At 72.9% G+C, this 25,954-nt stretch carries 29 protein-coding genes and 2 tRNA genes; 20 read left to right on the top strand and 11 right to left on the bottom strand.

The annotated features are described in order from the left end of the window. Window positions 1–11: 11 nt before the first annotated feature. Together EUS26_RS09805 and EUS26_RS09810 are read right to left on the bottom strand one after the other, a co-directional pair. The gene (locus tag EUS26_RS09805; RefSeq protein WP_130013624.1) at window positions 12–839 is read right to left on the bottom strand and encodes an HAD family hydrolase; all 828 of its coding nucleotides are present in this window, start codon (window positions 837–839) and stop codon (window positions 12–14) included. Beyond that, window positions 836–2,302 carry an RNB domain-containing ribonuclease gene (locus EUS26_RS09810; protein ID WP_130013626.1) on the bottom strand — a complete coding sequence of 489 codons (1,467 nt, stop codon included), beginning with the start codon at window positions 2,300–2,302 and terminating at the stop codon, window positions 836–838. Before EUS26_RS09810 ends, EUS26_RS09805 begins: the two co-directional genes overlap by 4 nt. Window positions 2,303–2,350: 48 nt before the next feature. Here EUS26_RS09810 and EUS26_RS09815 point away from each other — a divergent pair, with 48 nt between their 5' ends. Continuing rightward, window positions 2,351–3,103 carry a YaaA family protein gene (locus EUS26_RS09815; RefSeq protein WP_130013628.1) on the top strand — a complete coding sequence of 251 codons (753 nt, stop codon included), beginning with the start codon at window positions 2,351–2,353 and terminating at the stop codon, window positions 3,101–3,103. A 27-nt stretch (window positions 3,104–3,130) separates the two neighbouring features. On the opposite strand, the gene EUS26_RS09820 is transcribed toward EUS26_RS09815, so the two are convergent. The 7 genes from EUS26_RS09820 to EUS26_RS09850 all read right to left on the bottom strand — a co-directional run bounded on the left by EUS26_RS09820 (window position 3,131) and on the right by EUS26_RS09850 (window position 7,463). Further along, on the bottom strand, window positions 3,131–4,057 hold the full coding sequence (locus tag EUS26_RS09820) for a class I SAM-dependent methyltransferase (RefSeq protein WP_238148900.1): 927 nt from the start codon (window positions 4,055–4,057) through the stop codon (window positions 3,131–3,133). 10 nt (window positions 4,058–4,067) lie between these two features. Beyond that, entirely contained in the window at window positions 4,068–4,811 is a 744-nt protein-coding gene (locus EUS26_RS09825) for a histidine phosphatase family protein (protein ID WP_165368575.1), read from the bottom strand. Continuing rightward, window positions 4,808–5,545, bottom strand: coding sequence for a zinc ribbon domain-containing protein (locus EUS26_RS09830; protein WP_130013632.1), 738 nt, complete (start codon window positions 5,543–5,545; stop codon window positions 4,808–4,810). The genes EUS26_RS09825 and EUS26_RS09830 overlap by 4 nt, the downstream gene beginning before the upstream one ends. Then, a complete protein-coding gene (locus EUS26_RS09835) occupies window positions 5,542–6,441 on the bottom strand; it encodes a Nif3-like dinuclear metal center hexameric protein (protein ID WP_130013634.1) in 900 nt (299 codons plus the stop codon). Before EUS26_RS09835 ends, EUS26_RS09830 begins: the two co-directional genes overlap by 4 nt. A gap of 1 nt (window position 6,442) precedes the next feature. Next, a tRNA-Val gene (locus tag EUS26_RS09840) sits at window positions 6,443–6,515 on the bottom strand. Between the two features lie 19 nt (window positions 6,516–6,534). Next, the gene (locus EUS26_RS09845; protein WP_130013636.1) at window positions 6,535–7,017 is read right to left on the bottom strand and encodes a peroxiredoxin; all 483 of its coding nucleotides are present in this window, start codon (window positions 7,015–7,017) and stop codon (window positions 6,535–6,537) included. Next, window positions 7,014–7,463, bottom strand: coding sequence for a DUF3052 family protein (locus tag EUS26_RS09850; protein ID WP_238148901.1), 450 nt, complete (start codon window positions 7,461–7,463; stop codon window positions 7,014–7,016). Before EUS26_RS09850 ends, EUS26_RS09845 begins: the two co-directional genes overlap by 4 nt. Before the next feature lie 124 nt (window positions 7,464–7,587). On the opposite strand from EUS26_RS09850, the gene aceE reads away from it, so the two are divergent. After that, a complete protein-coding gene (gene aceE / locus EUS26_RS09855) occupies window positions 7,588–10,341 on the top strand; it encodes a pyruvate dehydrogenase (acetyl-transferring), homodimeric type (RefSeq protein WP_130013638.1) in 2,754 nt (917 codons plus the stop codon). A gap of 3 nt (window positions 10,342–10,344) precedes the next feature. Here the strand turns inward: aceE and EUS26_RS09860 are convergent, their stop codons facing one another. Beyond that, a complete protein-coding gene (locus tag EUS26_RS09860; protein WP_130013640.1) occupies window positions 10,345–11,400 on the bottom strand; it encodes a glycerophosphodiester phosphodiesterase family protein in 1,056 nt (351 codons plus the stop codon). A gap of 37 nt (window positions 11,401–11,437) precedes the next feature. Between EUS26_RS09860 and EUS26_RS09865 the strand changes: the two genes are divergently transcribed. The 6 genes from EUS26_RS09865 to EUS26_RS09890 all read left to right on the top strand — a co-directional run bounded on the left by EUS26_RS09865 (window position 11,438) and on the right by EUS26_RS09890 (window position 17,663). Then, window positions 11,438–12,601, top strand: a complete 1,164-nt coding sequence (locus tag EUS26_RS09865) for a PucR family transcriptional regulator (protein ID WP_238148902.1) — start codon at window positions 11,438–11,440, stop codon at window positions 12,599–12,601. 134 nt (window positions 12,602–12,735) lie between these two features. After that, window positions 12,736–13,665 carry an ACP S-malonyltransferase gene (locus EUS26_RS09870; protein WP_130013642.1) on the top strand — a complete coding sequence of 310 codons (930 nt, stop codon included), beginning with the start codon at window positions 12,736–12,738 and terminating at the stop codon, window positions 13,663–13,665. A gap of 58 nt (window positions 13,666–13,723) precedes the next feature. After that, a complete protein-coding gene (locus tag EUS26_RS09875; RefSeq protein WP_130013644.1) occupies window positions 13,724–14,755 on the top strand; it encodes a beta-ketoacyl-ACP synthase III in 1,032 nt (343 codons plus the stop codon). 86 nt (window positions 14,756–14,841) lie between these two features. After that, entirely contained in the window at window positions 14,842–15,090 is a 249-nt protein-coding gene (locus EUS26_RS09880; RefSeq protein WP_130013646.1) for an acyl carrier protein, read from the top strand. 118 nt (window positions 15,091–15,208) lie between these two features. Next, on the top strand, window positions 15,209–16,468 hold the full coding sequence (gene fabF / locus EUS26_RS09885; protein WP_130013648.1) for a beta-ketoacyl-ACP synthase II: 1,260 nt from the start codon (window positions 15,209–15,211) through the stop codon (window positions 16,466–16,468). 73 nt (window positions 16,469–16,541) lie between these two features. Next, the gene (locus tag EUS26_RS09890) at window positions 16,542–17,663 is read left to right on the top strand and encodes a glycosyltransferase (RefSeq protein WP_130013650.1); all 1,122 of its coding nucleotides are present in this window, start codon (window positions 16,542–16,544) and stop codon (window positions 17,661–17,663) included. Window positions 17,664–17,709: 46 nt separating this feature from the next. Here the strand turns inward: EUS26_RS09890 and EUS26_RS09895 are convergent, their stop codons facing one another. Continuing rightward, window positions 17,710–18,225: a DUF3145 domain-containing protein gene (locus tag EUS26_RS09895; RefSeq protein WP_202865108.1), complete on the bottom strand. Its 516-nt coding sequence runs from the start codon at window positions 18,223–18,225 to the stop codon at window positions 17,710–17,712. A gap of 226 nt (window positions 18,226–18,451) precedes the next feature. Here EUS26_RS09895 and EUS26_RS09900 point away from each other — a divergent pair, with 226 nt between their 5' ends. From EUS26_RS09900 to EUS26_RS09950, 12 genes are all read left to right on the top strand, one after another. Next, the gene (locus EUS26_RS09900) at window positions 18,452–18,871 is read left to right on the top strand and encodes a CBS domain-containing protein (RefSeq protein WP_130013652.1); all 420 of its coding nucleotides are present in this window, start codon (window positions 18,452–18,454) and stop codon (window positions 18,869–18,871) included. 33 nt (window positions 18,872–18,904) lie between these two features. Further along, window positions 18,905–18,978: transfer RNA gene (locus EUS26_RS09905), tRNA-Ile, on the top strand. 115 nt (window positions 18,979–19,093) lie between these two features. Next, a complete protein-coding gene (locus EUS26_RS09910; RefSeq protein ID WP_130013654.1) occupies window positions 19,094–19,867 on the top strand; it encodes an amino acid ABC transporter ATP-binding protein in 774 nt (257 codons plus the stop codon). Between the two features lie 25 nt (window positions 19,868–19,892). Next, window positions 19,893–20,768, top strand: a complete 876-nt coding sequence (locus EUS26_RS09915; protein WP_130013656.1) for a glutamate ABC transporter substrate-binding protein — start codon at window positions 19,893–19,895, stop codon at window positions 20,766–20,768. Window positions 20,769–20,848: 80 nt separating this feature from the next. Beyond that, on the top strand, window positions 20,849–21,532 hold the full coding sequence (locus tag EUS26_RS09920; RefSeq protein WP_130013658.1) for an amino acid ABC transporter permease: 684 nt from the start codon (window positions 20,849–20,851) through the stop codon (window positions 21,530–21,532). Then, complete coding sequence (locus EUS26_RS09925; protein WP_130013660.1) at window positions 21,529–22,479, top strand: amino acid ABC transporter permease; 951 nt, start codon at window positions 21,529–21,531, stop codon at window positions 22,477–22,479. The genes EUS26_RS09920 and EUS26_RS09925 overlap by 4 nt, the downstream gene beginning before the upstream one ends. Window positions 22,480–22,872: 393 nt before the next feature. Further along, window positions 22,873–23,085, top strand: coding sequence for a hypothetical protein (locus tag EUS26_RS09930; RefSeq protein WP_130013662.1), 213 nt, complete (start codon window positions 22,873–22,875; stop codon window positions 23,083–23,085). Next, window positions 23,082–23,240, top strand: coding sequence for a hypothetical protein (locus tag EUS26_RS16955; protein WP_165368576.1), 159 nt, complete (start codon window positions 23,082–23,084; stop codon window positions 23,238–23,240). Before EUS26_RS09930 ends, EUS26_RS16955 begins: the two co-directional genes overlap by 4 nt. Continuing rightward, window positions 23,227–23,439, top strand: coding sequence for a hypothetical protein (locus EUS26_RS09935; RefSeq protein ID WP_130013664.1), 213 nt, complete (start codon window positions 23,227–23,229; stop codon window positions 23,437–23,439). The genes EUS26_RS16955 and EUS26_RS09935 overlap by 14 nt, the downstream gene beginning before the upstream one ends. A 10-nt stretch (window positions 23,440–23,449) precedes the next feature. Next, complete coding sequence (locus tag EUS26_RS09940) at window positions 23,450–23,692, top strand: hypothetical protein (protein ID WP_130013666.1); 243 nt, start codon at window positions 23,450–23,452, stop codon at window positions 23,690–23,692. Between the two features lie 426 nt (window positions 23,693–24,118). Beyond that, entirely contained in the window at window positions 24,119–24,859 is a 741-nt protein-coding gene (locus EUS26_RS09945) for an ANTAR domain-containing protein (RefSeq protein WP_130013668.1), read from the top strand. A 10-nt stretch (window positions 24,860–24,869) separates the two neighbouring features. Then, on the top strand, window positions 24,870–25,601 hold the full coding sequence (locus EUS26_RS09950) for a GAF and ANTAR domain-containing protein (protein ID WP_130013670.1): 732 nt from the start codon (window positions 24,870–24,872) through the stop codon (window positions 25,599–25,601). Window positions 25,602–25,954 lie beyond the last annotated feature (353 nt).

Consider the following 25,954-nt stretch of genomic DNA (forward strand, 5'->3'; position numbering starts at 1 on the left):
CCACGATCCTGTCACATCCCACGGGCGTCGAGCAGCGCGGTCAGGGTGGCGGCGACACCGTCCTCGTCGTTGCTCGGCACCACCTCGTCGGCGAGGGCCAGCACCTCGGGGTGCGCGTTGGCGACGGCGTGGGCGCGCCCCGCCCACTCCAGCATCGGTATGTCGTTGAGCATGTCCCCGAACGCCCACACCTCGTGCGGCGCGACCGGGGGGTCCTGCTCGGCGCACCAGGTGAGCAGCGCCAGCGCCTTGGTGACCCCTCGACCGGTGACCTCGCCGAGCTGGACGGCGCCGGAGTTGGCCACCTCGGCCCGCTCCCCCACCACCTCTGCCACCCGGGCGCTGATCTGCTCGGTGCTCCAGTCGAGGTGCCGGACGAGGATCTTGCCGGCCGGCTCCCGCGCGAGCTCGTCGATGCCGCCGACCAGCCACTGGCCGTCGGTCCGGTCGTTGTGCCGTCGGAAGTGCGGCTCCCGGGCGAAGCCCCGCACCGACTCGGTCGCCAGGGCGGACTCGGGCATGGCCTGCTTCAGCTCGGTGAGCAAGGCGCCGACGAGCTCGGCGGGCATGAGCCGGTGGCTGAGGATCTCGCGGCGCGCGACGTCGTAGGTGAAGGCGCCGTTGCCGCACAGGGCGACCGCCTCCACCCCCAGGTCGCTCAGCTCGTCCATCCACCGGGGCGGGCGTGCGGTCACCAGCACCACCCGCACCCCGGCGGAGGTGCACCGGGCCAGCACCGCCCGGGTGCGGTCGGAGACCGTGCCGTCCGTGCGCAGGAGGGTGCCGTCGCAGTCCGAGGCCACGACCCGCACCTGCTGCCGGTCGGCTCCGGGCCTCATCGCCCCTCCTGCCCGACGACCCGCAGGTCCACCTCGCCCGCCAGGATGTCGGCGCGCTCCACGCGGACGGTCACGGCGCTGCCCAGCGGGGCGGTGCCGGTCGCCACGTCGCTCACGGGCGGGTCGACCAGCTGCACCAGCACGCGCCCGCCGTCGACGCCGTCGACGACGACCGCCGCGAAGTCCTGACCGACCCGGTCGCTGAGCACCGCCGCCTCGACCGCCGTCAGGCACGCCCGGTCGACCGCCCTGGCCCGCCGCCCGGTCTCCTCCATGACCTCCGGCAGCCCCGGCAGCGCCTCCCGGGCCCAGGCCGGCACCTCCCGCCCGGCGCACAGCGCCTCGCAGACCGCCAGGCCGAAGCGGTCGACCAGGCGGCGCAGGGGCGCGGTGACGTGGGCGTAGGGCGCGGCGATGGCGGCCTGCACCTGCTCGTCCTCCGGCGGCGGCTCGCCGTCGAAGGCGGTGTAGCCGGCGCCCCGGAAGAGGGAGGTGGCGGCGTTGACGATCGCGAGGTGCCGGGTGTCGGACCGGTCGAGCGTGCGGAGGAACTCGCCGTACGGCATACCCTCCGGCCAGTGGGCGCCCAGCGCCTCCACCTCGCGCCGGAAGCGTGCCACCGCGCCCTCCCCCGGCTCCGGCATCGTCCGCAGGATGCCGACCCGGCCGTCGAGCATCATCCGGGCGGCGACCATGCCGGTGAGCAGTGAGATCTGCGCGTTCCAGTCCTCCGCCGGAAGCATCGGCCGCAGCCTCAGGGTGTAGTCGCAGCCCCCCTCGGTGCTGACCCCCACCTCCTGCTCGGGCATGGGCAGGCTGGCCCCGCCCCGCGCGACCTCGCGCGCCACCCTCAGCTCACCGACCTCCCTGAGCAGCTGCAGGGTCTCCTCCGCGTCCCCGCCGTCGACGAGGTCCTGGACCTCGTCGTAGGTGTAGCGGCGGCGGGAGCGGACCATGGCGCGGTAGAGCTCGGCCGACTCGCGGGAGCCGTCGGCGGCCAGCCGGATGTCCCAGACGTATGCCGGTCGCACCGCGTCCGGGAGCAGGCTCGCCGCCTCCTCGCTCAAGGCCGGCGGGTGGAGCGGCACGCGGGTGTCGGGGCAGTAGACCGTCTGCCCGCGCAACCGGGTCTCGGCGTCCAGCGCGCCGCCCTCGACGAGGAAGGCGGGGACGTCGGCGATGGCGTAGCGGACCCGGTAGCCGGAGCCGGCACGCTCCAGGTGCAGGGCCTGGTCGAGGTCCATCGAGCCCGGCGGGTCGACGGTGACGAACCCGACCCCGGTCTCGTCCCGCTCCGGCAGGTCCGGGGCGGCGATCCCCTGCTCCACCTCGGCCAGGGCGGCGTCGGGGAAGACCTGCCGGACCTCGAGCTCGTCGCGGGCCTGCTGGAACGCCCGGGCGAGCAGCCGGCCGGTCCCTGACGTGGTCGGGTCGCAGGCCAGGCTCGTCGCTCGCTCCACCATGGCGCCCACCCTACGTCGGGGCACCGACACCTGCCCTACCCTGACGCGGTGCTCATCCTGCTCCCGCCGTCCGAGTCCAAGCGGACCCGCACCCGCGGCTCCGCCCTGCGCCCGGAAACCCTGTCCGCGCCCGCCCTGACCGGTCCGCGCGAGCAGGTGGCCTCCGCGTTGGCCCAGGTCAGCGCCGGGCCCGAGGCCGCGCGGGTCCTCGGGGTCAGCCCCACCCTGACCGAGGAGATCGCGCGCAACACCCGGCTGCGCACGGCGCCGACCCTGCCGGCCCGCGACCTCTACTCCGGCGTGCTCTACGACGCTCTCGACCTCGCGTCGCTCGGGCCCGCGGCGTCGCGGCGGGCGACGTCGCGGCTGAGGGTGGTCTCCGCGCTCTACGGCGTCGTCCGGATGACGGACCGGCTCGCGCCCTACCGTCTCTCCATGGCCGTCAACCTGCCCGGGGTGGGGCCCCTGGGGGGCTTCTGGAGGTCGCACCTGGACCCGGTGCTCACCGAGGCGGCCGGGCGCGGGCTCGTCGTCGACTGCCGATCCAGCACGTATGCCGCGGCGTGGGCCCCCGACGCCGGCTCGGCGCTGGCCCGTCGCTGGGTGCACGTGCGGGTGCCCGGCGCCACGCACATGGCCAAGCACACCCGCGGTCTCGTGGCGCGCGCCCTGTGCGAGGAGCCGGCCGACCCCCGGCGCCCGGACGCGCTGGCGGAGGTGCTGGCGGGCACCGTCGACGTCGAGCTCCAGGAGCCCCGCCGGCCCGGGTCGCCCTGGGTCCTGGACGCCCTGCCCTCCTGACCGGACCCCTCCCGGGAGGCGGGCGGCTCAGCGCTCGGGCCGGCGTGCCACCACGCTCAGCGCCACCGGCACCTGCGAGCGCCACGGCTCGGGCAGCACCCAGTCCTCTCCCTCCGGCGTCATCGAGGGGTGCGCCGGCCAGGGCAGGTCCTGGTGCTCCCCGACGTGCTCCAGCCGTAGCCCGGCGTCGATCAGCGCGCCGAGGATCTCGCTCAGCGAGTGCGACCACTCGACGTTGCGCGGCTGGGTGATGGGCGCGACATCGCCGTCGGTGTAGGTCGTGCCGTCGACGTAGGTGAAGCTCTCCCCCGGCGGCAGCGGGAAGTAGGCGTAGGCCGGGGTCATCGTGCCCGCGTCGGTGTCGCCCATGACGTTGAGCATGGGGTGGCTGTCCCGCAGGAGGAAGGTGCCACCGGGGCGCAGCAGCGCGGCGACCTGCCGGCCCCAGGTGGCGAGGTCCTGCAGCCAGCAGATCGTCCCGATCGAGGTGTGCACGTGGTCGAAGGTCGCCCCCACGGCCGCCGCCGCGTCCAGCACGTTGGCCTCGACGTAGCGGATGTCCGCACCGGCGCGGGTCGCGAGGTCCCGGGCGACCCGCAGCGACTCGGGCGACAGGTCGACGCCGGTGCAGGTGGCGCCGCGCCGCGCCAGGCCCAGGGTGTCGGTCCCGAGGTGGCACTGCAGGTGGCACACGTCCAGCCCGTCGAGGCGGGGTATGCCGTCACCCCCGTCCCGCAGCGCCTCCGGCAGGTGCGGGGCGAGGATCTGCAGGTCGCGCCGGATGACGGAGCCGACCCGGGTGGGGTCGGCCACCCAGCCCTCCAGGTCGTAGTGGGCACTGGCGGCGTGCACCTGCGCGCGGCCGTCCCAGTTGTCGCGGTTGAGGGCATACCCCTCGTCCGCACCCACCCGGGCGCGCTCCATGGGCGTGAGGTCCTCCGGCACCGTGCTCATGCCCTCGACCCTAGGCCAGCCCCCGCAGGTGATGGGTGTCGTTGACGAAGCTCACCTGTACCCCGCCGTCGGGCCACATCTCGACGGCGCTCAGCGACGCCGGCCCGGTCGCGATGCTCCAGCCCCGGTCGTGGTCGACCCCCAGGACGCGGCACAGGACGGACATGATGACGACCCGGTGGGTCGCGACGACGACGGTCCCGCCGGAGGCGACTGCCCGGCCCAGCGCGGCACCGACCCGGGCGTCCAGCTCGCGCCGCGACTCCCCACCGGGCCGAGCGTAGTCCCGGTCGGTCCGCAGCCGGGCGAGGTCGTCCGGCGCCTCCCTGAAGAGGTCCGGCATCGACCGGCCGTCCCAGTCGCCGAAGCCCTGCTCGTCCCAGTCCCGGTCCTCCTCACGGCGCACCCCGAGGTGCCGGGCGAGCAGCTCCCCCGTCTCCTGCGCCCGGGCCAGGGAGGAGGACACGACGCGGAGCGGGCCGGGGTCGGACCGCGCGACGAGCTCGGCCACGGCCCGCGCGGCCGCTCGCGCCTGGGCCCGCCCGGTGGCGTTGAGCGCGGGGTCGGCCCCGCCGCGCCCGTCCATCCGGCGCGCCTGGGTGAAGTCGGTGACCCCGTGCCGGACCAGGACCAGCCGGGCGGCGCCCTCGAGGACCGGCAGCGCCTCGTCCGAGAGGTAGGTCTCCGTCGTGGCGTCGACGTCGTCCGGGCCCGGACCGGGGCCGCTGCCCCGCACCCGGGGCCCGGGCGTCACAGCCCGGACTCCGCCGTCCGCACCAGGATGCGACCGCACTCCTCGCAGCGCACGACCTCGTCCTCGGCGGCGGCCCTGATCCTGCCGAGGTCGACCGCGTTGAGCTCGAGCCGGCACCCGCCGCACCGCCGCTGCTGCAGGGGGGCGGCGCCCGAGCCGGTCTGGGCCCGCATCCGCTCGTAGAGCGCGACCAGCTCGTCGGACACGTCCGCGACGATGGCGTCGCGGCCGGCGGCCACCTCGTCACGCTCGGCGCCGATGGCGGCCACCTTCTCGTCCCGGGCCACGCGCAGCTCGGCCAGCCGTGCCTCGTGCTGCTCCAGCGCGGTGGTCGCCTCCCGCTCGGCGGCCTCGGCCTGCTCGGCCCGCTCCATCACCTCGAGCTCCTCGTCCTCCAGGACGCCCTGGCGCCGGGCGAGGGACTCCAGCTCGTGCTGCAGGCCCTGCAGGTCCTTGGCGCTGCCGGTGCCGGCCTCGAGCCGCTGCCGGTCGCGGGCCGCGCGGTCCCGGACGAGCTGGACGGCGGCCTCGGCCCGGGCCACCTCTCGCTCCAGGTCGCTGACCTCGGTGCTGGTCCGCACGACCTCGGCCTCCAGGCCCGGCTGCTCCCGCTCCATCCGGGCGATGTCGATGAGCTCGGGCACCGATCGCAGCCGGTGCTCGAGCTGGGAGATGCGGGTGTCCAGCTCCTGCAGCTCGAGCAACCGGGCCTGCATCTGCGGGCTTGCCTTCACGGGCGGTCTCCTTCGACGGGGTGGTCGGTGGTGGGGTCCTCGTCCGGCCGGGCGCCGACGACGAGGTCCCAGGGGTCGGTGCGGACGGAGGAGATCTCGACCTCGACGTCGAGCCGGCTGAGGAGCAGCTCGCGCAGGCCGGGCAGCCACAGCCACTCGCTGGCGTAGTGGCCGGCGTCGACCAGGTAGGGCGTGGCCGGGCGCCCGGCGCGGGCCGCGGCCCGCGCCTCCTCCCGGGCCTCCAGGGCCGGGTGGTGCCGCAGGTCGGAGGTGACGTAGACATCGGCCCCGGCGCGCCGCACCGCCGCGAACTCGCCGTCGCCGGCCCCGCCGAGCACCGCGACCCGCTGCACCAGGGCGTCCGGGTCGCCGCTCACCCGCACCCCACCGGCGGTGGGCGGCAGGGCGTCGGCGAGCCGCTCGGCCAGGGCGCGCAGGGTCACCGGGGTCGGCAGCTCACCCACCCGGCCCAGCTCCTGGTCCTCGGCGAGGGTGAGCGCCTGCGTGGCGGCCAGGCCGCAGGCCGCGGCCAGTGCCTGGCCGACCCCGGGGTCGGCGACGTCGGCGTTGGTGTGGGCGCAGTAGAGGGCGACGTCGTTGACGACGAGCTCGGTGACCGTGGCCCCCTTCGCCGAGGTCGTGGCCACCGAGTGGATGCCGCGCAGCAGCAGCGGGTGGTGCGTGACGACGAGGTCCGCACCGGTGCGCACCGCCTCGGCGACCACGTCGAGCGTGGGGTCGACGGCGAGGAGCACCCGGCGCACCTGCTGCTCGGGGTCGCCGGCGACGAGCCCGACGCGGTCCCAGGACTGGGCGGTCGCGGGCGGGTAGAGGTCCTCCAGGACCTGGACGACGTCGGCCAGGGCGACACCGGTCTGCTGCGTGCTGGCGTTCACGTGGGCCCGGCCGGGCTCGAACCGACGACCTACGCGGTGTAAACGCGGCGCTCTACCAGCTGAGCTACAGGCCCCTGTTGTGGTGGTGTGCCGTCATTCTTGCAGGTCGCGCACCGCCTCGTGCAGCGCACCGATGTGCCGCGCCTCGCCCGGGCCGTGCACCAGCGACCACCGCACCGTCATGGCCGGGTCCACGAGGAAGGTGCCGCGCACGGCCATACCGGAGTCCTCGTCGAAGACGCCGTAGGACCGCGACACCTCGCCGTGCGGCCAGAAGTCGGACAGCAGCGGGAACCGGTAGCCCTCGGTCGCCGCCCACGCCCGCAGCGCCGGGGGCGGGTCGCAGGAGACGCCGAGCACCTGCACCCGGTCGTTGACGAACTCGTCGATGTTGAGCTGGATCTCCAGCAGCTCCCCGGTGCAGATGGAGGAGAAGGCGAAGGGGTAGAAGACGAGCAGCGCGTGCCGGTCGGCGACCACGGTGGAGAGGGTGTGCCGCTCCCCCGACTGGTCCGTCAGCACCAGCTCGGGAGCCTGCTGCCCCACCTGCGGCGGTGCCGGACGAGCTCCGCTCACTTGCGCCCCACCAGGCGCTGGCCCAGCCACTCGCCGAGGTTGACCGCGCCGGAGGCGGTCATCGAGCAGGTCGTGCAGGCGTCCTGGACGTCCGCAGCCGGCACGCGGTCCTCGCGCCCGGCCCCCGGGGTCAGCAGCACGATGCAGCCACCCTCCTCCATGGTGGTCAGCGCGTCCATGAGCTCGTCGGCCAGGTCACCCTCCCCGTCCCGCCACCACAGGAGCACGACGTCCACGACGCCGTCGTAGTCGTCCTCCTCGAGCGGGGCCCCGCTGACCGCGGCGGCGGCCTGGCGCACGGCCTCCTCGACGTCCTCGTCGTAGCCGTACTCGACCACCACCTGGCCCTCGCGCAGCCCGAGCTTGCGCACCATCCCCGCGAGGGGACCCTCCCCCGGCGCGTCGGTGGTCACGTCCTGCTGCTCCGTCCTCATCTGCCCGTCCATGGTGGGACTAGACAAGCAGAGTGCAGCGGGTGACGTAAAGGCGACCCCGGGGCGCACCACCACGGACGCGGCGTCAGGGACGTGACAGACTGATCCGGACACCCCCTAGGAAGGATCAACCCTGATGGCTCAGGAGCGCTCCACCGGCCCCATCCTGAACGGTCTGCCGAGCCAGGTCCCCGACACGGACCCCGAGGAGACGCAGGAGTGGCTGGACTCGCTGGACGCCGCGATCAGCACCGGCGGACGGCAGCGGGCCAGGTACCTCATGCTGCGCATGCTCGAGCGGGCCAGGGACTCGCAGGTCGGCATCCCCTCGCTGACGACCACGGACTACATCAACACCATCTCCCCGGAGCAGGAGGCGTGGTTCCCCGGCGACGAGGACATGGAGCGCCGCTACCGCGCCTGGATCCGCTGGAACGCCGCGGTCATGGTGCACCGCGCCCAGCACCCGGACATCGCGGTCGGCGGGCACATCTCGACGTATGCCTCGCAGGCCACCCTGACCGAGGTCGGCTTCAACCACTTCTGGCGTGGGCGTGACCACGAGGGCGGCGGCGACCAGGTCTTCTTCCAGGGGCACGCCTCCCCCGGCATCTACGCGCGCGCCTACCTCGAGGGCCGGCTCAGCGAGACCGAGCTCGACGGCTTCCGGCAGGAGAAGAGCAAGGGCCTGCAGGACGACGTGACGGCCGTCCCGTCCTACCCGCACCCCCGGTCGATGCCGGACTTCTGGCAGTTCCCGACCGTGTCGATGGGCATCGGGCCGATGAACGCCATCTACCAGGCGTCGTTCAACAAGTACCTGCACAACCGCGGCCTCAAGGACACCAGCCAGCAGCACGTGTGGGCCTTCCTCGGCGACGGCGAGATGGACGAGCCGGAGTCGCGCGGCCTGCTGCAGGTGGCCGCCAACGAGGAGCTCGACAACCTCACCTTCGTCGTCAACTGCAACCTGCAGCGGCTGGACGGCCCGGTGCGCGGCAACGGCAAGATCGTGCAGGAGCTGGAGAGCTTCTTCCGCGGGGCCGGGTGGAACGTCGTCAAGGTGCTGTGGGGCCGCGGCTGGGACGACCTCATCGCCCAGGACACCTCCGGCGCGCTGGTCAACCTCTTCAACACCACCCCGGACGGCGACTTCCAGACCTTCCGCGCCAACGACGGCGCGTGGATCCGGGACCACTTCTTCGGGCGCGACCCGCGCACCAAGGAGCTGGTCAAGGACTGGAGCGACGAGGACATCTGGTGGAAGCTCAAGCGTGGCGGCCACGACTACCGCAAGGTGTTCGCGGCCTACCAGGCCGCGATGAACCACACCGGCCAGCCGACCGTCATCCTCGCGCACACCATCAAGGGCTACTCGCTGGGCAAGAGCTTCGCGGGGCGCAACGCGACCCACCAGATGAAGAAGCTCACGCTGGACGACCTCAAGGCGTTCCGCGACAGCCTCAAGATCCCCATCACCGACGAGCAGCTCGAGGCCGACCCCTACGCCCCGCCGTACTACCACCCCGGCGAGGACGACCCGGCCATCCAGTACCTCAAGGAGCGGCGCCGCAGCCTGGGTGGCTACCTGCCCAAGCGCCAGCCGGGCGGCACCTCGCTGAAGCTGCCGGACACCAAGGTCTACGACGTGGCCAAGAAGGGCTCCGGCAAGCAGGAGGTCGCCACCACGATGGCGCTCGTGCGCATCTTCAAGGAGTGGATGCGCGACAAGGAGTTCGGCAAGCACGTGGTGCCGATCATCCCGGACGAGGCCCGGACCTTCGGCATGGACAGCTTCTTCCCGACGGCGAAGATCTACAACGTCCACGGGCAGAACTACACCTCGGTCGACGCCGACCTCATGCTCGCCTACAAGGAGTCCGAGCAGGGCCAGATCCTGCACGTCGGCATCAACGAGGCCGGCTCGGTCGGGGCGTTCAGCGCGGCCGGGACGTCCTACGACACCCACCAGACCCCCATGGTGCCGTTCTACATCTTCTACTCGATGTTCGGCTTCCAGCGCACGGGTGACAGCATCTGGGCCGCGGCGGACCAGCTCGCGCGCGGCTTCATGATCGGCGCCACGGCGGGGCGGACCACGCTCACCGGCGAGGGGCTGCAGCACGCCGACGGCCACTCACCGCTGCTGGCCTCGACGAACCCGGCGGTCGTCGCCTACGACCCGGCGTACGCCTACGAGATGGCGCACATCCTCCCCCGCGCCCTCGAGCGGATGTACGGGGAGGACCCGGAGAACGTCATCTACTACCTCACCGTCTACAACGAGCCGATGCGCCAGCCCGCGCAGCCGGACGACGTGGACGTCGAGGGGATCCTCCAGGGGATGCACCGGATCGCCACGGGCGAGCAGCAGGACGGTCGGCACGTCCGGCTGCTGGGCTCCGGCGTCGGCGTGCCGTGGGCCCTCGAGGCCGCCGAGCTGCTCCGGGAGGACTGGGGCGTGAGCTCGGACGTGTGGTCGGTGACCTCGTGGTCGGAGCTGCGCCGCGAGGCGATGGCCTGCGACGACGACGCCTTCCTGCACCCCGAGCAGGAGCGCCGGGTCCCCTACGTCACCCGGCGGCTGTCCGAGGGTGACGGGCCCATCGTCGCCACCAGCGACTACATGCGGGCGGTCCAGGACCAGATCGCCCCGTGGGTCCCGGAGGACTACTTCGCCCTGGGCGCCGACGGCTTCGGCTTCGCCGACACCCGGGCGGCCGCCCGCCGGTTCTTCCACATCGACGGTCCGTCGATGGCGGTCAAGGCGCTGCAGATGCTGGCCGACCGCGGTGAGCTGGACCCGCAGGTGCCGCTGGACGCCATGAAGAAGTACCGCCTCCTCGACGTCACCGCCGGCACGTCCGGCACCACCGGCGGGGACGCCTGAGCCTCAACCGCCGTCGGCGGCCCGCAGGGCCTGCACCACGAGGTCGGGGTGGTCGGTGAAGATGCCGTCCACCCCGGCCTCCAGGTGCTGACGCACCTCGGCGGCCAGGTCGCCGTGGGTCGCGGGCGGGGGCGGCGCCCCGCCGTCGGCGTCTCCGCTCCGGCCGGCCGGGTCCCGACGCAGCGCCGGGGGCAGGAACTCGTTTTCCGCCCGGAAGGTCCAGGCGTGCACCACCAGGCCGGCGGCATGGGCGTCCGCGACCAGGGGGGTCGGCTCCCCCAGCGTCCCGTCCGGGGACCACGGCAGCACCATCTGCTTGCGGGGGCCGAGCCCGTCGACATACCCCACCAGCCCCGCCAGCCCCTCCGGCGAGAGCAGCTCGGCGTAGGTCCGCGGGTCACCCGCCGCGACGAGGTCGGCCGGGACGTCCTGCGGTGCCGTCGCGAGCAGCACCTGGCGCAGCCGGCAGCCGAGCTCCTCGCGCAGCCGTCGCAGGCTGCCCGGCTCGAAGCACTGCACCCAGACGGGCGCCTCCGGGCCGGTGAGGCCGGCGGCCTCCAGGTCGGCGAGCATCCGCTCCTCCAGGGGCAGCCCGGCCGCGGCGAAGTGAGTGGGGTGCTTGAGCTCGACGTAGAGCCCGAGCTCGCGCCCCAGCTCCTCACTCAGCTCCGCCCGCAGCGCGATGATCTCGGGGAAGGTGGGGACCGGCCACTCCCCGTCCCGGTCGGTCCCGCGCAGCCGGGGCAGCCGCTCCCGGGCCCGCAGGGTGCGCAGCTCCCCCAGGTCGAGGTCCTCGGTGAAGACCCCGTCCACCGTGGTGCCGTCGACCAGCGCCCGGCGCCGCCGGCCGGCGAGGCCGGGGTGGCGGGCCACGTCCGTGGTGCCCCTGATGTCGTTCTCGTGGCGGGCGACGAGGGTGCCGTCACGGGTCGCCACGAGGTCGAGCTCGAGGTAGTCGGCGCCCTGCCGGGCGGCGAGCGCGTAGGCGGCCAGGGTGTGCTCGGGCAGCGAGCCGGAGGCACCCCGGTGGGCGAGGACGAGCGGGGACGCGGTCGGCATACCTCGATCCTGCCAGCCGGCGACTAGGCTCGCGGGCGTGCCCGAGACCACGCCGAGCCTCGCCCGCCACGCCGCCGACCTGGCGGGGCGGGCGAGCGCGCGGATGGAGGCCGAGCACGGGTGGTTCCGCGAGCTGGGGGCCGCGGACCGCGCGTGGGTGCGGCTGGTCGCGCAGGCCGGGATCGGCGCGCTGCTCGACTGGTATGCCGCGGGCGCCCACCCCGGTCCGCCGCCCGGCCAGATCTTCGCGGCCGCCCCGCCCAGCCTGGCGGCCACCATCACGCTGCGGCAGACCCTCGACCTGACCCGGACGGCGATCGCGACCGTCGAGGAGTCGGTGCCCGAGCTCGTCGACGAGGCCGAGACCGCGGCGCTGCGGGAGGCCGTGCTGCGCTACTCCCGCGACCTGGCCTTCGCGGCCGCCGACGTCTACGCCCGCTCGGCCGACCACCGCGGCGGCTGGGACACCCGCCTGGAGACCCTCGTCGTGCACGCGGTCGTCCGGGGCGAGGCCAACGACGCCATGGCCTCCCGGGCGGCGGAGCTGGGTTGGGACGAGGTGACCGAGGTGACGGTCGTGGCCGGGCTGCTGCCCGAGGGCGACCCGGGCACCGCCGTCGAGGCGCTGCGGACGGTGGCCCGCACGCTCGGCCGCGCGGCGCTCTGCGCCGCCCACGACCGCCGGCTCGTCTGCGTGCTCGGCGGCAGCACCGACCCGCTCGCGGACGCCGAGCGGCTGGCCGACTCCTTCGGTGACGGGCCGGTGGTCGTCGGGCCCCGGGTGCCCCACCTCTTCGCCGCGGGGCGCTCGGCCCGGGCGGCGCTGTCGGGGGTGGACGCCGCGCCGGCGTGGGGCGACGCGCCCCGGCCGGTCGCCGCCGACGAGCTGCTCCCCGAGCGGTCCCTGCTCGGCGAGGGTCCGGCGCGCCGCATGCTGGTGGACCGGGTCTACGCCCCACTGCGCGACCACCCGTCCGCGCTGCTCGACACGGTCCAGGCCTATCTCGACCACGGCATGGTGCTGGAGGCGACCGCGCGGTTGCTCTTCCTGCACCCCAACACCGTGCGCTACCGCCTGCGCCGGGTCGGCGAGGTCGTCGGGCTGGACCCGCACGACCCGCGCGACGCCTGGGTGCTGCAGGTCGCGCTGGCCCTGGGGCGGATGGGCACCGGGCCCCGGCTGTGGCGCGGGGGCCGCTGACCGGACCGCACGACATACCCCGTCCGTCGCCGTCCACGACCCGTCCCGTTTGGAGGGTTCCTCCAAAGAACACCCGCCATTATCGTGCGTCGCGCAGTCGCGTCCTGGAGGGTCTCACCGGCACAGTAGGGGGCGTGCTTGTCATCGTCGCGCCCGGACAGGGCTCCCAGACCCCCGGCTTCCTCGCCCCCTGGCTGGAGGACGAGACCGTCCGCGAGCGGGTGGACGCACTGGCCGCCGCCGCCTCGCTCGACCTCGTCACGCACGGCACCACCTCGGACGCCGACACCATCAAGGACACCGCGGTCGCCCAGCCGCTCATCGTCAGCGCCGGCCTCGCCACCCTCCCGCTGGTGCTCGACCACGACCAGGTGCCGCAGCACGTGTCCGCCACCGCGGGCCACTCGGTGGGCGAGATCACGGCGGCCGCGATCGCCGGGGTGCTGGCGCCCGACGAGGCGATGGGCTTCGTGCGGGAGCGCGGTCTGGGCATGGCCGAGGCGGCCGCGCTCACCCCGACCGGCATGTCCGCCGTGGTGGGGGGCGACCCCGAGGAGGTCGCCGCGGCCCTGGAGCGACACGGCCTGACCCCCGCCAACATAAACGGCTCCGGCCAGGTCGTGGCGGCCGGCACCCTCGACCAGCTGTCCGCCCTCGGTCAGGACGCCCCGGCCCGCGCCCGGGTCGTCCCGCTGCCCGTCGCCGGCGCCTTCCACACCCACCACATGCAGCCCGCGGTCGACCGACTCACCCGGCACGCCGAGTCGCTGCGCCCCCAGGACCCGCGGGTGCCGCTGCTGTCCAACGCCGACGGCCAGGTGGTCGCCGACGGCGGCGAGGTCCTGCGCCGCCTCATCGCGCAGGTCGCCGGCCCGGTGCGCTGGGACCTCACCATGGAGGCGCTGCTGTCCATGGGGGTGACCGGGCTCATCGAGCTCCCCCCGGCCGGCACCCTCGTCGGGCTCGCCAAGCGGGGGCTGCGCGGCGTGGAGACGCTGGCGCTGAGGTCCCCGGGCGACCTGGAGGCCGCCGCGCGCATGGTCCGTGAGCACGGCGCCGCCTGACCCGTCCCGCACCACCCGTGACCCGATCCCGCCCCGCCCATCCCCAGGAGGTCCGCCCGTGAGCACGCGACCCGCCCTCTCGGCACCCACGACGCTGCGCCATGCCCGGATCCTGGGCCTGGGTGCCTACCGCCCCGAACGGGTGGTGACCAACGAGGAGATCTGCCAGTTCATCGACTCCAGCGACGAGTGGATCCAGCAGCGCTCGGGCATCGTCACCCGGCGGTTCGCGCGGGACGACGAGTCGGTCGTCGACATGGCCGAGGCGGCCTCCCGGCAGGCCCTGGAGCGTGCCGGGATCGAGACCGGCCAGGTCGACGCGGTCATCATGGCCACCGTCACCCACCCCTTCCAGACACCGGCCGCCGCGCCGGTCCTGGCGGACCGCCTGGGGCTGACCGACCCGGCGGCCTACGACATCTCGGCGGCGTGCGCAGGCTACTGCTACGCCATCGCCCAGGCGAACGACATGATCCGCGCCGGGAGCGTCGACACCGTGCTGGTCGTCGGTGTGGAGAAGCTCTCGGACTTCACCGACAAGCACGACCGCGGATCGGCCTTCATCTTCGGCGACGGCGCGGGGGCCGCGGTCGTGGGCGTCGCGGACCGGCCGGGCATCGGCCCGACCATCTGGGGCAGCCTGGGCGAGCGGGCCGACGCCATCACCCAGCGTGAGTCCTGGACCGACCTGCGCCCCGCCATGGAGGACCCGGGCCGCACCGAGGGGCTCGACTGGCCGGCCTTCACGATGCAGGGCCAGACCGTCTTCCGGTGGGCCGTCTTCTCGATGGCGCCGGTGGCCCGCCGGGCCGTCGAGGCCGCCGGCCTCACGCCGGCCGACCTCGACGCCTTCGTGCCCCACCAGGCCAACATGCGCATCACCGACGCGATGGTGAAGGCCCTCGAGCTGCCCGAGCACGTGCCGGTCGCGCGCGACATCGCGCAGACCGGCAACACCTCCGCCGCCTCGATCCCGCTGGCGATGAGCCGCATGCTCGAGGAGGGCGAGGTGCCCCACGGCGGGCTCGCGCTGCAGATCGGGTTCGGGGCCGGGCTGGTCTACGCGGCCCAGGTCGTCGAGATGCCCTGACTGCGGCAGCATGACTCCCGTGACCCGGCGGGCGAGCACGATCCCGGGTCGACCATCTGTTGTCCACGCTAGGAGAAGAACGCACCATGGCACTGAGCGAGCAGGAGATCCTCGAGGGTCTGGCCGAGATCGTCAACGAGGAGACCGGGCTGGAGGCCGAGGAGGTCCAGATGGACAAGTCCTTCACCGAGGACCTCGACATCGACTCCCTGTCGATGATGACGATCGTCGTCAACGCCGAGGACAAGTTCGGCGTCCGCATCCCGGACGACGAGGTCAAGAACCTCACCCACGTCAAGGACGCGGTGTCCTACATCGCCAACCACCAGGGCTGACCCCGCTCCGGCCCGGTGCCGCGCAGACCGTGACGCACCGGGCCGGGCCCCAGCCCGACGACATACCCTGATGTCGACGACCTGACCACGCCCGTCCCGTCCCAGGAGGCCGCCACCCATGACCGACACCACCCAGACCGCCCGCCGCGTCGTCGTGACCGGCCTCGGCGCCACCACCCCCGTCGGGGGCACGGCGCCGCAGACGTGGGAGGCGATCGTGGCCGGCCGCAGCGGTGTCCGGACGTTGGAGCACGACTGGGTCGCCGAGCACGAGCTGCCGGTGACCTTCGCCGCGCCGATCCACACCGATCCCCTCGAGGTCCTCAAGAAGGTCGAGGTACGCCGCAACGACCCCTCGGGCCAGTACGCGCTCATCGCCGCGCGCGAGGCCTGGGCCGACGCGGGGGCGCCGGAGGTCGAGCCCGAGCGGCTGGGCGTCGCCATCGGATCCGGCATCGGTGGCGTGCACACGCTGCTGAGCCAGTGGGACACCCTCAAGGAGAAGGGCCCCCGGCGGGTCTTCCCCCTCACCGTCCCGATGCTCATGCCCAACGGTCCCGCCGCCGCCGTCTCGCTGGACCTCGGCGCCCGCGCCGGTGCGCACTGCCCGGTCAGCGCGTGCGCCTCGGGCGCGGAGGGTATGGGGCAGGCCCTCACCATGATCCGCAACGGCCGCGCCGACGTCGTCGTCGCCGGCGGCACCGAGGCCGCCATCCACCCGGTCTGCATCGCCGCCTTCGCCGCGATGACCGCGCTCTCGGACCGCAACGACGACCCGCAGGGGGCCTCGCGCCCCTACGACGTGGCCCGCGACGGCTTCGTCATGGGTGAGGGCGCCGGCATCATGGTCCTCGAGGCCGAGGAGCACGCACGGGCGCGCGGGGCCCGTATCTACGCCTACCTCGACGGCCTCGGGATGTCCTCGGACGCCTACCACATCACCGCGGGCGAGCCGGAGGGCGCGGGGGCCGCGCGGGCCATGGAGGAGGCCATCGCCGACGCCGGGCTCGCGACCGACGACATCGCGCACATCAACGCGCACGCCACCTCCACCCCGGTGGGCGACGTCGCCGAGACCAAGGCCATCCACCGCGCCTTCGGCGACCACACCGGCGACATCGCGGTGACCGCCACCAAGTCCATGACCGGCCACCTGCTCGGGGCCGCCGGCGCGCTGGAGGCGCTGCTCACCGTGCTCGCGCTGCACCACCGTCAGGTGCCGCCGACCATCAACCTGCAGGAGCAGGACCCGGAGATCGACCTCGACGTCGTCACCGGAGGCCCGCGGGCGCTCCCCGAGGGCCAGCTCGCCGCGGTCAACAACGCCTTCGGCTTCGGCGGGGTCAACGTCGCGCTGACCTTCACCTCGGCCTCCTGAGCCCGGTCGCACCGTGGCCCGCCGCCCGGCGGGTCCGCGGCGAGCACGACCGGCCACGTTAGGCTCGCGCCCCATGCACATCCTGCGCGTCGCCAACTTCGTCAGCCCCACGTCGGGCGGCATCAAGACGGCGCTGCGGCACTGGGGCGAGCTCTACCAGGAGGCGGGCCACCGGGCCTCGCTCATCATCCCCGGTCCCGGCCAGGAGATCACCGAGGAGAGCCAGGGCCTGGTCTACCGGGTCCCCGCGACCCCGGTGCCCGGCACCGGCTACTCGCTCATGTGGAGCCGGGTCGGGCTGTCCCGGCTCATGGACGCCATCGCGCCGGACGTCATCGAGGTGTCCGACCGCTCGACGACGCGGTGGATGGGCCGCTGGGCGCGGCGGCGCGGCATCGGGTCGGTCATGATCAGCCACGAGAACATGACGGGCATCCTGGTCCGGCGCACCCCGGTCCCCGAGCGGCCCTCGCACTGGGCGGCCGACCTCATCAACCGGCTCAGCGCCGCCGACTACGACGCCATCGTCTGCCCGAGCGCGTTCGCCGCGCAGGAGTTCCACCGCAACGGGCTCCCCGCGGACGTCGTGCCGCTAGGCGTCGACCTGGAGACCTTCGTGCCGACCCGGGACCTGGCCGACGGGCCCGCGCCGGGGGCGGACGGCCCCCTGCGGATCGCGCACTGCAGCCGCCTGTCCCCGGAGAAGAACCCGGCGCTGTCCATCGAGACGGTCCGCGAGCTGGTCCGTCGGGGGCGCGACGTCGAGCTCACCGTCTTCGGGTCCGGTCCCATGCTGGAGGACCTGGTGCGGCGGGCGCAGAACCTCCCCGTGACCTTCCACTCCTACGTCACCGACCGCCACGAGCTCGCCGTCGAGCTGGGGCGCGCGGACCTGGCCCTCTCCCCCGGCCCGTTGGAGACCTTCGGGCTGGCGGCGCTGGAGCTGCTGGCCTGCGGCATACCGGTCGTCTGCTGCGACGAGGGAGCCCTGCAGGAGGTGGTCGGTGACGGCGGTGTGGTGCGCGCCTCGACCCCGGCCGCCTTCGCCGACGGCGTGGAGGAGCTGCTCGACCGGCGCTCGGCCCGGGCGCGGGCGCGTGCCGCCGCCGAGGGGTTCAGCTGGCCGGTGAGCGCACGACGGATGCTCGACGTGCACGAGCGCGTCGCGGCACGAGCACAGGCACGAGAGACGTGACGCTGCCCCACCCCGGTCTCACAGGCGACCGGGGGCGGGCCCCGCGTCAGCCGACCTTGTGCAACCAGGTGGCCGGGGCGCCCTCCCCGGCGTGACGGTAGATCTCGAGCTCGGCGTCCCAGGCCGCACCGAGGGCGCGGTCCAGCTCGACCGTCAGGGTGGCGGCCGACCCGGCCGCGGACTCCATGATCTGCCGCAGCCGGTCCTCGTTGACGACGACGTCGCCGTTCGCCGACAGGCGTGCGGTGTGGATCCCGAGACCCGGCGTGTGCGTCCACCGGACGCCGTCGCTCCCGCGGCTGGCTTCCTCGACGACCTCGTACCGCAGGCCGTCCCAGCCGCGCATGGCGCTGGCGATCGTGGCACCCGTGCCGGCCTCGCCGGTCCAGGCGAACTCGGTGCGCATCGTGCCCGGCTCGGCCGGCTGACCGACCCAGTCGAGGGACACCCGGGTGTCGAGGACACCCTCCAGCGCCCAGGCGATGTGCGGGCACAACGCAGTCGGGGTGGAGTGAATGAACACCACCCCGCGAGTCATGACTCGTGGCATGACGACGGACATCCTGGCCTCCTGTGTGGTGAGGGACGTCTTCCCCAACGACCTCGACCCGCTCAGGCGACCGCGGTTTGCCGCGTGCTGCGACACATTGTGCTCTCTCGTCCCGCAGGGAGCAAGTGCCACGGTGAACTTTCTGCGTCCCACCGGCCCCACAGGTCGCGGTCGTCGGCGCCCGGGACCCCCGGCGAACTGCGTGACGCGGCGTCAGGCGGTCTGCTAGTTTCGCGCCATGCGCGTCGCCGACCTCATCAAGAAGAAGGGCAGCACGGTCGCCACCCTGCCCGCCACGGCCACGCTCGCCGAGCTGCTCGAGGTGCTCGACGACCAGAAGATCGGTGCCGTCGTGGTGCTCGACGGGGAGGACGTGGCCGGCATCGTCTCCGAGCGCGACGTCGTCCACCACCTGCGCGGCGGCGCCGGGAGCGGGGCCGCGCTCCACGAGCTCATGACGACCTCGGTGCAGACCTGCACCATGGACGACGACCTCACCCACCTGGCGACCACGATGACGCAGGGCCGTTTCCGCCACCTGCCGGTCGTCGAGGACGGCCGGCTGCTGGGCATCATCTCCATCGGCGACGTGGTCAAGGCCAGGCTGGACGCCCTCGAGGCCGAGCGGGACCACCTGGAGTCCTACCTGCGGCAGTGAGCGCCGCAGGGCCTCACTAGACTCGGCCCCCGCGGGCCAGTAGCTCAGCCGGTCAGAGCAGCGGACTCATAATCCGTCGGTCGCGGGTTCAAGCCCCGCCTGGCCCACTCCCCCACCAGCCGGGGCGCCCCGGCGGACGGGTGGCCTGCCGAAGGTCACAATGCGGTGACAACCACCGCGAGTCGCTGCCGCGTCACGGCATACGCGTCTAGGGTGCGCGACATGACCGACACCCGTGAGTCGCCCGGCACCGACCTGGGCGCGCCGCTGGTCGTGCTGGAGGACGTCAACAAGCACTTCGGCGACCTGCACGTCCTCAAGGACATCAACCTCACCGTGCACGAGGGCGAGGTGGTCGTCGTCATCGGCCCGTCGGGGTCCGGCAAGTCGACCCTGTGCCGCACCATCAACCGGCTCGAGTCCTACGAGTCCGGGACCATCACCATCCACGGCGACGAGCTGCCCAGCGAGGGCAAGGCGCTGGCCCGGCTGCGGGCCGACGTCGGCATGGTCTTCCAGAGCTTCAACCTCTTCAGCCACAAGACGATCCTCGAGAACGTCACCATGGGGCCGATCAAGGTCCGCAGGAAGAAGGCGCCCGAGGCCAAGGAGCGCGCCATGGAGCTGCTCCGGCGGGTGGGCGTCGACCACCAGGCCGAGAAGTACCCCGCCCAGCTCTCCGGCGGCCAGCAGCAGCGTGTCGCGATCGCGCGGTCCCTGGCGATGGACCCGACGGTCATGCTCTTCGACGAGCCGACCTCGGCCCTGGACCCGGAGATGATCAACGAGGTCCTCGACGTCATGACCAGCCTGGCCAAGAGCGGGATGACGATGATCGTCGTCACCCATGAGATGGGGTTCGCCCGCAAGGCCGCCGACCGCGTGGTCTTCATGTCCGACGGAGCGATCGTCGAGGAGAACACCCCGGAGGAGTTCTTCACCAACCCGCAGTCCGACCGTGCCAAGGACTTCCTCGGCAAGCTTCTGACCCACTGACCAGCAACGACACAAGGAGATCCCCATGCGTTCCACCACCTTCCGGATCGTCGCGCTCGCGGCCGCCACCACCCTGACCCTCGCCGCCTGCGGCGGTGACGACGGGGGCGAGGCCGACGCCGGCGGCGGGGGCGAGTCCAGCGAGGAGAGTGCGGCTGAGGGCGGCACCGACGGCGAGACCGTCACCATCGGCATCAAGTTCGACCAGCCGGGCCTCGGCCTCAACGAGGGCGGCGACCCGACCGGTATGGACGTCGACGTCGCCAAGGCCGTCGCCGAGGAGCTGGGCTACACCGAGAACCAGATCGAGTGGAAGGAGGCGATCTCCGCGCAGCGCGAGGACCTGCTGGAGTCCGACCAGGTCGACATGATCTTCGCCACCTACTCGATCACCGACGAGCGCAAGGAGCGGGTGCAGTTCGCCGGTCCGTACTTCGTCGCCGGCCAGGACCTCCTGGTGCCGACCGACAGCGACATCGAGGGCCCGGACTCCATGGGCGACGCCATCCTGTGCTCGGTGACCGGGTCGACCTCGGCCGCCCGGGTCAACGAGGAGTACGGCGTGGCGCTGCAGGAGTACGGCAGCTACTCCGAGTGCATGGAGGCCATGGCCTCCGGCCAGATCGGCGCCCTCACGACCGACGACACGATCCTCGCCGGCTTCGCCGCGCAGGACGAGTACGCCGGCCAGTTCCGGGTCGTCGGCAACACCTTCTCCGAGGAGAACTACGGCGTCGGTCTGCCGCAGGACTCCGACCAGTGCGAGGAGATCAACGAGATCCTCAACGGGCTGTGGGAGGACGGCACCATGGAGCAGATCATCGAGGACAACCTGGGCGCGGCTGACTACACCCCCAACGCCGACCTCAACCCGCCGGAGGCCGGCGGTCACTGCGCCTGAGTGCCTGACTGACTGACCCGTCTCGCTGCGCCGGGGCCCTCGCGGCCCCGGCGCAGCCACCACCCTGGAGGGAGCAGCCCGTGCTGGAGCTCATCGAGCAGTTCGACGTCATCGGGGCGTTCTGGCTCAACATCCGGCTCGCGGCCGTGTCCTTCGTGCTGGCCATGGTCCTGGGGACCGTCGTGGCGATCCTCCGGCTGGCGCCCGTGTCGGTCCTCAACTGGTTCGGCGCCACCTACGTCACGCTCCTGCGCAACACCCCGCTGACCCTCATCATCGTCTTCGCCAACCTGGGGCTGTGGCTGCAGCTGGGGATCGAGTTCGTGCCCCGGGAGGACAACCCCAACTTCATCCTCGAGAACAACTTCTGGCTCGCCGTCCTGGGGCTGACCGTCTACCACGCGGCGTTCATCTGCGAGGCGATCCGCTCCGGCGTCAACACCATCCCGGTGGGCCAGAGCGAGGCGGCCCGCTCCATCGGCCTGGGCTTCGGCCAGAGCCTGCGCGAGGTGATCCTGCCCCAGGCCTTCCGGGGTGGCATCACCCCCATCGGCAACGTGCTCATCGCCCTCATCAAGAACACCACCGTGGCGGTGGCCATCGGCAACCGGGAGATCGCCTACCAGATGCGCAACATGATGGAGTTCCGCCCGGACGCCGGCATCCTCATCTTCCTCATCGTCGCCATCGGCTTCGTCATCCTCACCCTGCCGGTCGGGCTCGGCACGAGCTGGCTCTCCGCCAAGCTGGCGGTGAAGCGATGAGCGCGCAGCAGGTCCTCTTCGACATCCCCGGGCCCAAGGCACGGGCCCGCCACCTCCTCTACGGCGTGCTGGGCACCCTCGTGCTGCTGGGCCTGCTGGTGCTCGTCCTCATCCGGATGGCGAACCGGGGCCAGTTCGAGGCCGCGAAGTGGACGCCGTTCCTGGAGAGCAACACCTGGACCTTCTACCTGCTCCCCGGGCTGCTGGCCACCCTGCAGGCGGCCGCGGTGGCCGTCGTGCTGTCCATGGTGTTCGGCATCGCCCTGGCCATGCTGCGCATGTCGGACATCGCACCCGTGCGGTGGGCCAGCGGCGTCTTCGTCGAGTTCTTCCGGGCCGTCCCCGTGCTCATCATGATGATCTTCACGTGGCAGATGCTGGTGAAGAACCCCACGATGGTCGGCCTCATGGACTCCCTCGGGCTCACCGGTGCGAATGCCACGTTCATCGCCGTCGTGGTCGGCCTCGTCCTCTACAACGCCTCGGTCATCTGCGAGATCGTCCGCAACGGCGTGGGCTCGCTCCCGGGCGGCCAGCGCGAGGCGGGACTGTCCATCGGGCTGAGCTCGGCCCAGGTGCGCCGCGCGATCCTCGTGCCGCAGGCCCTCACCTCGATGCTCCCCGCGCTGATCAGCCAGATCGTCGTCATCACCAAGGACTCGGCGCTCGGCTACATCATCACCTACCCGGAGCTGCTGAGCCGGACGCGCCAGCTGGGCTCGGCCAACGCCAACACGCTGGCCGCCTACCTCGTCGCCGCCGTCATCTTCATCCTCATCAACTACGCGATCACCAAGCTCGCCGAGTGGATCGAGGGCCGGCAGCGCCGCACGCGCCGCGGCACCCCCGGCGGTGGCGCGCCGACCGAGGACGAGGAGCAGGCCGGCCAGCGCGCCGCCGGTGCCGCCCTCGGAGCCCAGGCCAGAGCCGGCGGCACCCAGCGCTAGCCGCCCCGCACAGGACGCGCCCTCGTGTCACACCGGACGCGTGCCCCGTGCGGAGAACGACGAGAGCCGCTCCACCACGGCAGAACTGGTGGCCGGCTCGGTCACCCCACCCCAGCGGACGCGATGCGCTCACACACTTCGCGCAGGTCTGAGCGGCGCACATCGCCCCTGCCGCCCCGATGCGGCCCCCTCGTGGGTTGCCCAGCGCCATGCCGTCTTGTAGCGTCGAGGTGTCGGCACCCGCGGTGTCGGCCGTTGCCCCGGACCCTGGCAGCACATCATGAAACGTCTGATGGCGCCGTCAGGGACGGGGCTTTGTGCTGCGGAGGACCTCTTCGTAGCATCTGCATCCTCCCCGCGTGCGGGCGCCGACCGAGTACCAGGGAGACCCGGATGACCAGCATCACTCAAATCCAGCACCCGGTAGCCCGTCAGGGCACCGGGCTGCTGAAGGACACCGCCCCGGCGAAGGGGGCGAGTCCAGACACCGCCACCGACGCGCCGAAGGTCGTCGATCCGGTCGGCAACGAGCAGCTTCGGTCCGACACAGCGCCTGAAGCTCGCTCCGTGGACTCGGTGGCCGGCGCTGAGGGGCGGGTCGCGTGATCACGTATCCCTACGACACCGACGGTCTGGACGACGACGACGGGGGAGCCCGGCAGCTGTGGCCGTGGCCATTCCTGTCCCGCGGGCTCCGCCGCCGTCGCGAAGCGGAAGCTTCCGAGCAGGCGACGAAGGAGCAGACCGATGAGCAGGCCTGACACGGTGTCCCGTGTCCTGCACGACCCGGGCGCGGCGGCGTGGTCCGGCGGCTCCCTCATCGGAGCCGTCGGCCTGAACCAGGCCAGCGGGGTTGTCACGACCGGCGTCACGGGCGCCGGGCTCGGCGCGTGGCAGGGTGAACAGCGAGCCGGCCACGCCGCGCGCGGTGTGCTGTCCACCTGCGCCCCCCACCGTTGAGGCAGAGGCCATGAGCATCAGCATGGGGTCCGAGGGACTCCCCCGCGCCAGGACCCGGGACGACAGGGCCCAGGACTCGAGCCGCCAGACGGAGGCTGGGCGCCGCCAGGACCCTGACCTCGCCAGGAAGCGTGAGAAGGAACGCTACGGTGGCGTCGCTGCCGCGGCCGTCAGTCTGCTCGGTGCGGTCCTGGGTGGGCTGGCGGGGATGCGACTCCACCGCAAGGTCGATGAGGTCGGCCGTGGCCGCTGACAGCCAGCCTGCCCGTGCTCGGGATGCCGGTCAGGGCGCCCCGACCGAGCCGGTCAGCGATGTCCCACCGCGCCCTGGTGCAGGACCGGGGCCGGAGGCGCCAGCGCAGTGGCGGGCGCGGGCCTACTGCGGTCCGGCGCACGGCTACTCCTGGAGCATCAGCGGGACCGCGACACCCCCCATCCTCTGGGAGGACCCCCCGGTCGAGGTCAGCGTGCGCTACCGTCTGGTGCACCACCCGCTCACCCATCTCCCTGCCCGGGACCAGCGCGGGAATCTCATCTACATGCCGGTGAGGTACGGATTCGAGTCGTGACCTGCACCATCATCGGCGTGCGCCGGATCATGCGACGGTCCTCGGGCACCCACCTCGAGGGTCGAGGCCACACCCGGCCCTGCGGATCGCGAGCACATCACAGGAGCCTCATGAGCGACGCACGGTTGGCCCGGGTCCGCCGGCTGCTCGCTGAGGAGCCCCGCCAGGACACCGACGGGGAGTCGGCCGCGGGTGTGCTGTCGAGGCAGTGTCGAGCCCTGAGCCGAGCGGTGGCGGCCCGTGGCGTCGCCGTCAGCGTGGTCGACGCCGAGCGGCTGGGCGTCCCCCTGGCCACGTCCGGGCCCCAGGTCGCCGAGCTGGAGGAGATGCAGTTCACCCTCGGCGAGGGACCCTCGCTGGATGCCCACGACTCACGCCGCCCCGCGCTCGAGCCGGACCTGGCGGGTCACGGTAGGGCGATCTGGCCCGCCTACTCCGACGTCATGCTCGAGCGCGGGGTGCGCGCCGTCTTCGCCTTCCCGCTGCAGGTGGGAGCAGCACGCCTGGCCGTCCAGGCGATCTACCTGAGCGACGGGACACCGTTCTCGGCCCAGTCGTTGCTCCACGCCCTGGACTTCGCCACGCTCGGCGTGGAGACCCTGCTCGCCGGACCCCTGGACGGGGAGCCCGGCACCGGTGTGGTGAACGTGCTCGGGAACTACTCCGAGGTGTACCAGGCCCAGGGCATGGTGATGGCCCAGCTGGGCGTCTCGCTGGCCGACGCCATGGTCAGGATGCGCGCCGAGGCCTACTGCCTGAACATCTCCCTGTCCGAGCTGGCCGGCGATATCGTGGCCCACCGGACCACCCTGGAAGCCGACCCCGTCGACGGTGCCGCGCCAGATGCCTGAGGAGACCCCCATGAACACGCTCGCCGAGCACCGCCTCGCCGAAGTCTTCGTCGAGATCGCTGACACGCTGGTCGACGAGTTCGACCTCATCGAGTTCCTGCAGATGGTCACCACCCGGACCACCGAGCTCACCAGCGTCTCGGCGACCGGCCTGCTGCTCGCCGACCCCCGGGGGGACCTGGTCTTCATGGCGGCCTCGGACGAGTCGGTCAGGCTGCTCGAGCTCTTCCAGGTCGAGAACGCCGAGGGGCCGTGCCAGGACTGCTTCCGGACCCGGACACCCGTCGTCAACACCGACCTGGACCACGCCCAGGACTCCTGGCCGCTCTTCGCGCCCCGCGCGGTAGCCCTCGGGTACCGCTCGGTCCACGCCTTCCCGCTGCGCCACCACTCCGCGGTGATCGGCGCGCTCGGCCTCTTCGGGGCCACCAGCGGTCGCCTCTCCCCCAGCGACGTCCGCATCGTGCAGGCCCTCGCGGATGTCGCCACCATCGGTCTGCTCCAGGAGCGCACCATCCGGCGCGGGCTGGTGCTCGCCGAGCAGCTGCAGGGCGCCCTCAACAGCCGGATCACCATCGAGCAGGCCAAGGGGACCCTGGCCCAGCTACGCGGGGTCACCGTGGACGAGGCGTTCCGGCTGCTGCGCTCCTACTGCCGCGACACCGGTCGGCGCCTGGGCGACGTGGCCTCAGAGGTGGTCACCGACCCCGCGTCCCACCCCGACCTGACCCGTGCCGGATAGCCCATCGCGAAGACGGTCCTCCATACCTCGTGATGCATCCGCCTGATCTCCGACGTGCAGGGCACCGACCCTCCCGAGGCAGACCTGGGTGACCAGACCGGTACGGGTCAGATGCAGCACCCGGTCGGGGTCAGGAGCCTCTGCTCGAGCACGGGACGTCGTCGACGAGCAGACCCTGATCCGCTCTCCCCCGGACCTGGTCAGGGACGGCGTGACACGGAAGGACAGCCCGCCCCCAGGGGAGACGACTTCTCTGGACCGGCAGGATCGTCCTGATCCTGTTACGGAGCGCTGCCATCTGGCGCGTAGCCCCCACGGAGAACCCCCTCTGACCCGTTCGTACTGGTCAGAGG

The organism is Serinicoccus sediminis, from assembly GCF_004153545.1.
GTDB lineage: Bacteria > Actinomycetota > Actinomycetes > Actinomycetales > Dermatophilaceae > Ornithinicoccus > Ornithinicoccus sediminis_A.

Bases quoted from the DNA above. Each gene is read 5' to 3' on its own strand.
- EUS26_RS09805 (WP_130013624.1), bottom strand. From the start codon at position 839: ATGAGGCCCGGAGCCGACCGGCAGCAGGTGCGGGTCGTGGCCTCGGAC.
- EUS26_RS09810 (WP_130013626.1), bottom strand. From the start codon at position 2,302: ATGGTGGAGCGAGCGACGAGCCTGGCCTGCGACCCGACCACGTCAGGG.
- EUS26_RS09820 (WP_238148900.1), bottom strand. From the start codon at position 4,057: ATGAGCACGGTGCCGGAGGACCTCACGCCCATGGAGCGCGCCCGGGTG.
- EUS26_RS09850 (WP_238148901.1), bottom strand. From the start codon at position 7,463: ATGGACGGGCAGATGAGGACGGAGCAGCAGGACGTGACCACCGACGCG.
- aceE (WP_130013638.1), top strand. From the start codon at position 7,588: ATGGCTCAGGAGCGCTCCACCGGCCCCATCCTGAACGGTCTGCCGAGC.
- EUS26_RS09860 (WP_130013640.1), bottom strand. From the start codon at position 11,400: ATGCCGACCGCGTCCCCGCTCGTCCTCGCCCACCGGGGTGCCTCCGGC.
- EUS26_RS09880 (WP_130013646.1), top strand. From the start codon at position 14,842: ATGGCACTGAGCGAGCAGGAGATCCTCGAGGGTCTGGCCGAGATCGTC.
- fabF (WP_130013648.1), top strand. From the start codon at position 15,209: ATGACCGACACCACCCAGACCGCCCGCCGCGTCGTCGTGACCGGCCTC.
- EUS26_RS09890 (WP_130013650.1), top strand. From the start codon at position 16,542: ATGCACATCCTGCGCGTCGCCAACTTCGTCAGCCCCACGTCGGGCGGC.
- EUS26_RS09895 (WP_202865108.1), bottom strand. From the start codon at position 18,225: ATGTCCGTCGTCATGCCACGAGTCATGACTCGCGGGGTGGTGTTCATT.
- EUS26_RS09900 (WP_130013652.1), top strand. From the start codon at position 18,452: ATGCGCGTCGCCGACCTCATCAAGAAGAAGGGCAGCACGGTCGCCACC.
- EUS26_RS09910 (WP_130013654.1), top strand. From the start codon at position 19,094: ATGACCGACACCCGTGAGTCGCCCGGCACCGACCTGGGCGCGCCGCTG.
- EUS26_RS09915 (WP_130013656.1), top strand. From the start codon at position 19,893: ATGCGTTCCACCACCTTCCGGATCGTCGCGCTCGCGGCCGCCACCACC.
- EUS26_RS09925 (WP_130013660.1), top strand. From the start codon at position 21,529: ATGAGCGCGCAGCAGGTCCTCTTCGACATCCCCGGGCCCAAGGCACGG.
- EUS26_RS09930 (WP_130013662.1), top strand. From the start codon at position 22,873: ATGACCAGCATCACTCAAATCCAGCACCCGGTAGCCCGTCAGGGCACC.
- EUS26_RS09935 (WP_130013664.1), top strand. From the start codon at position 23,227: ATGAGCAGGCCTGACACGGTGTCCCGTGTCCTGCACGACCCGGGCGCG.
- EUS26_RS09940 (WP_130013666.1), top strand. From the start codon at position 23,450: ATGAGCATCAGCATGGGGTCCGAGGGACTCCCCCGCGCCAGGACCCGG.
- EUS26_RS09945 (WP_130013668.1), top strand. From the start codon at position 24,119: ATGAGCGACGCACGGTTGGCCCGGGTCCGCCGGCTGCTCGCTGAGGAG.
- EUS26_RS09950 (WP_130013670.1), top strand. From the start codon at position 24,870: ATGAACACGCTCGCCGAGCACCGCCTCGCCGAAGTCTTCGTCGAGATC.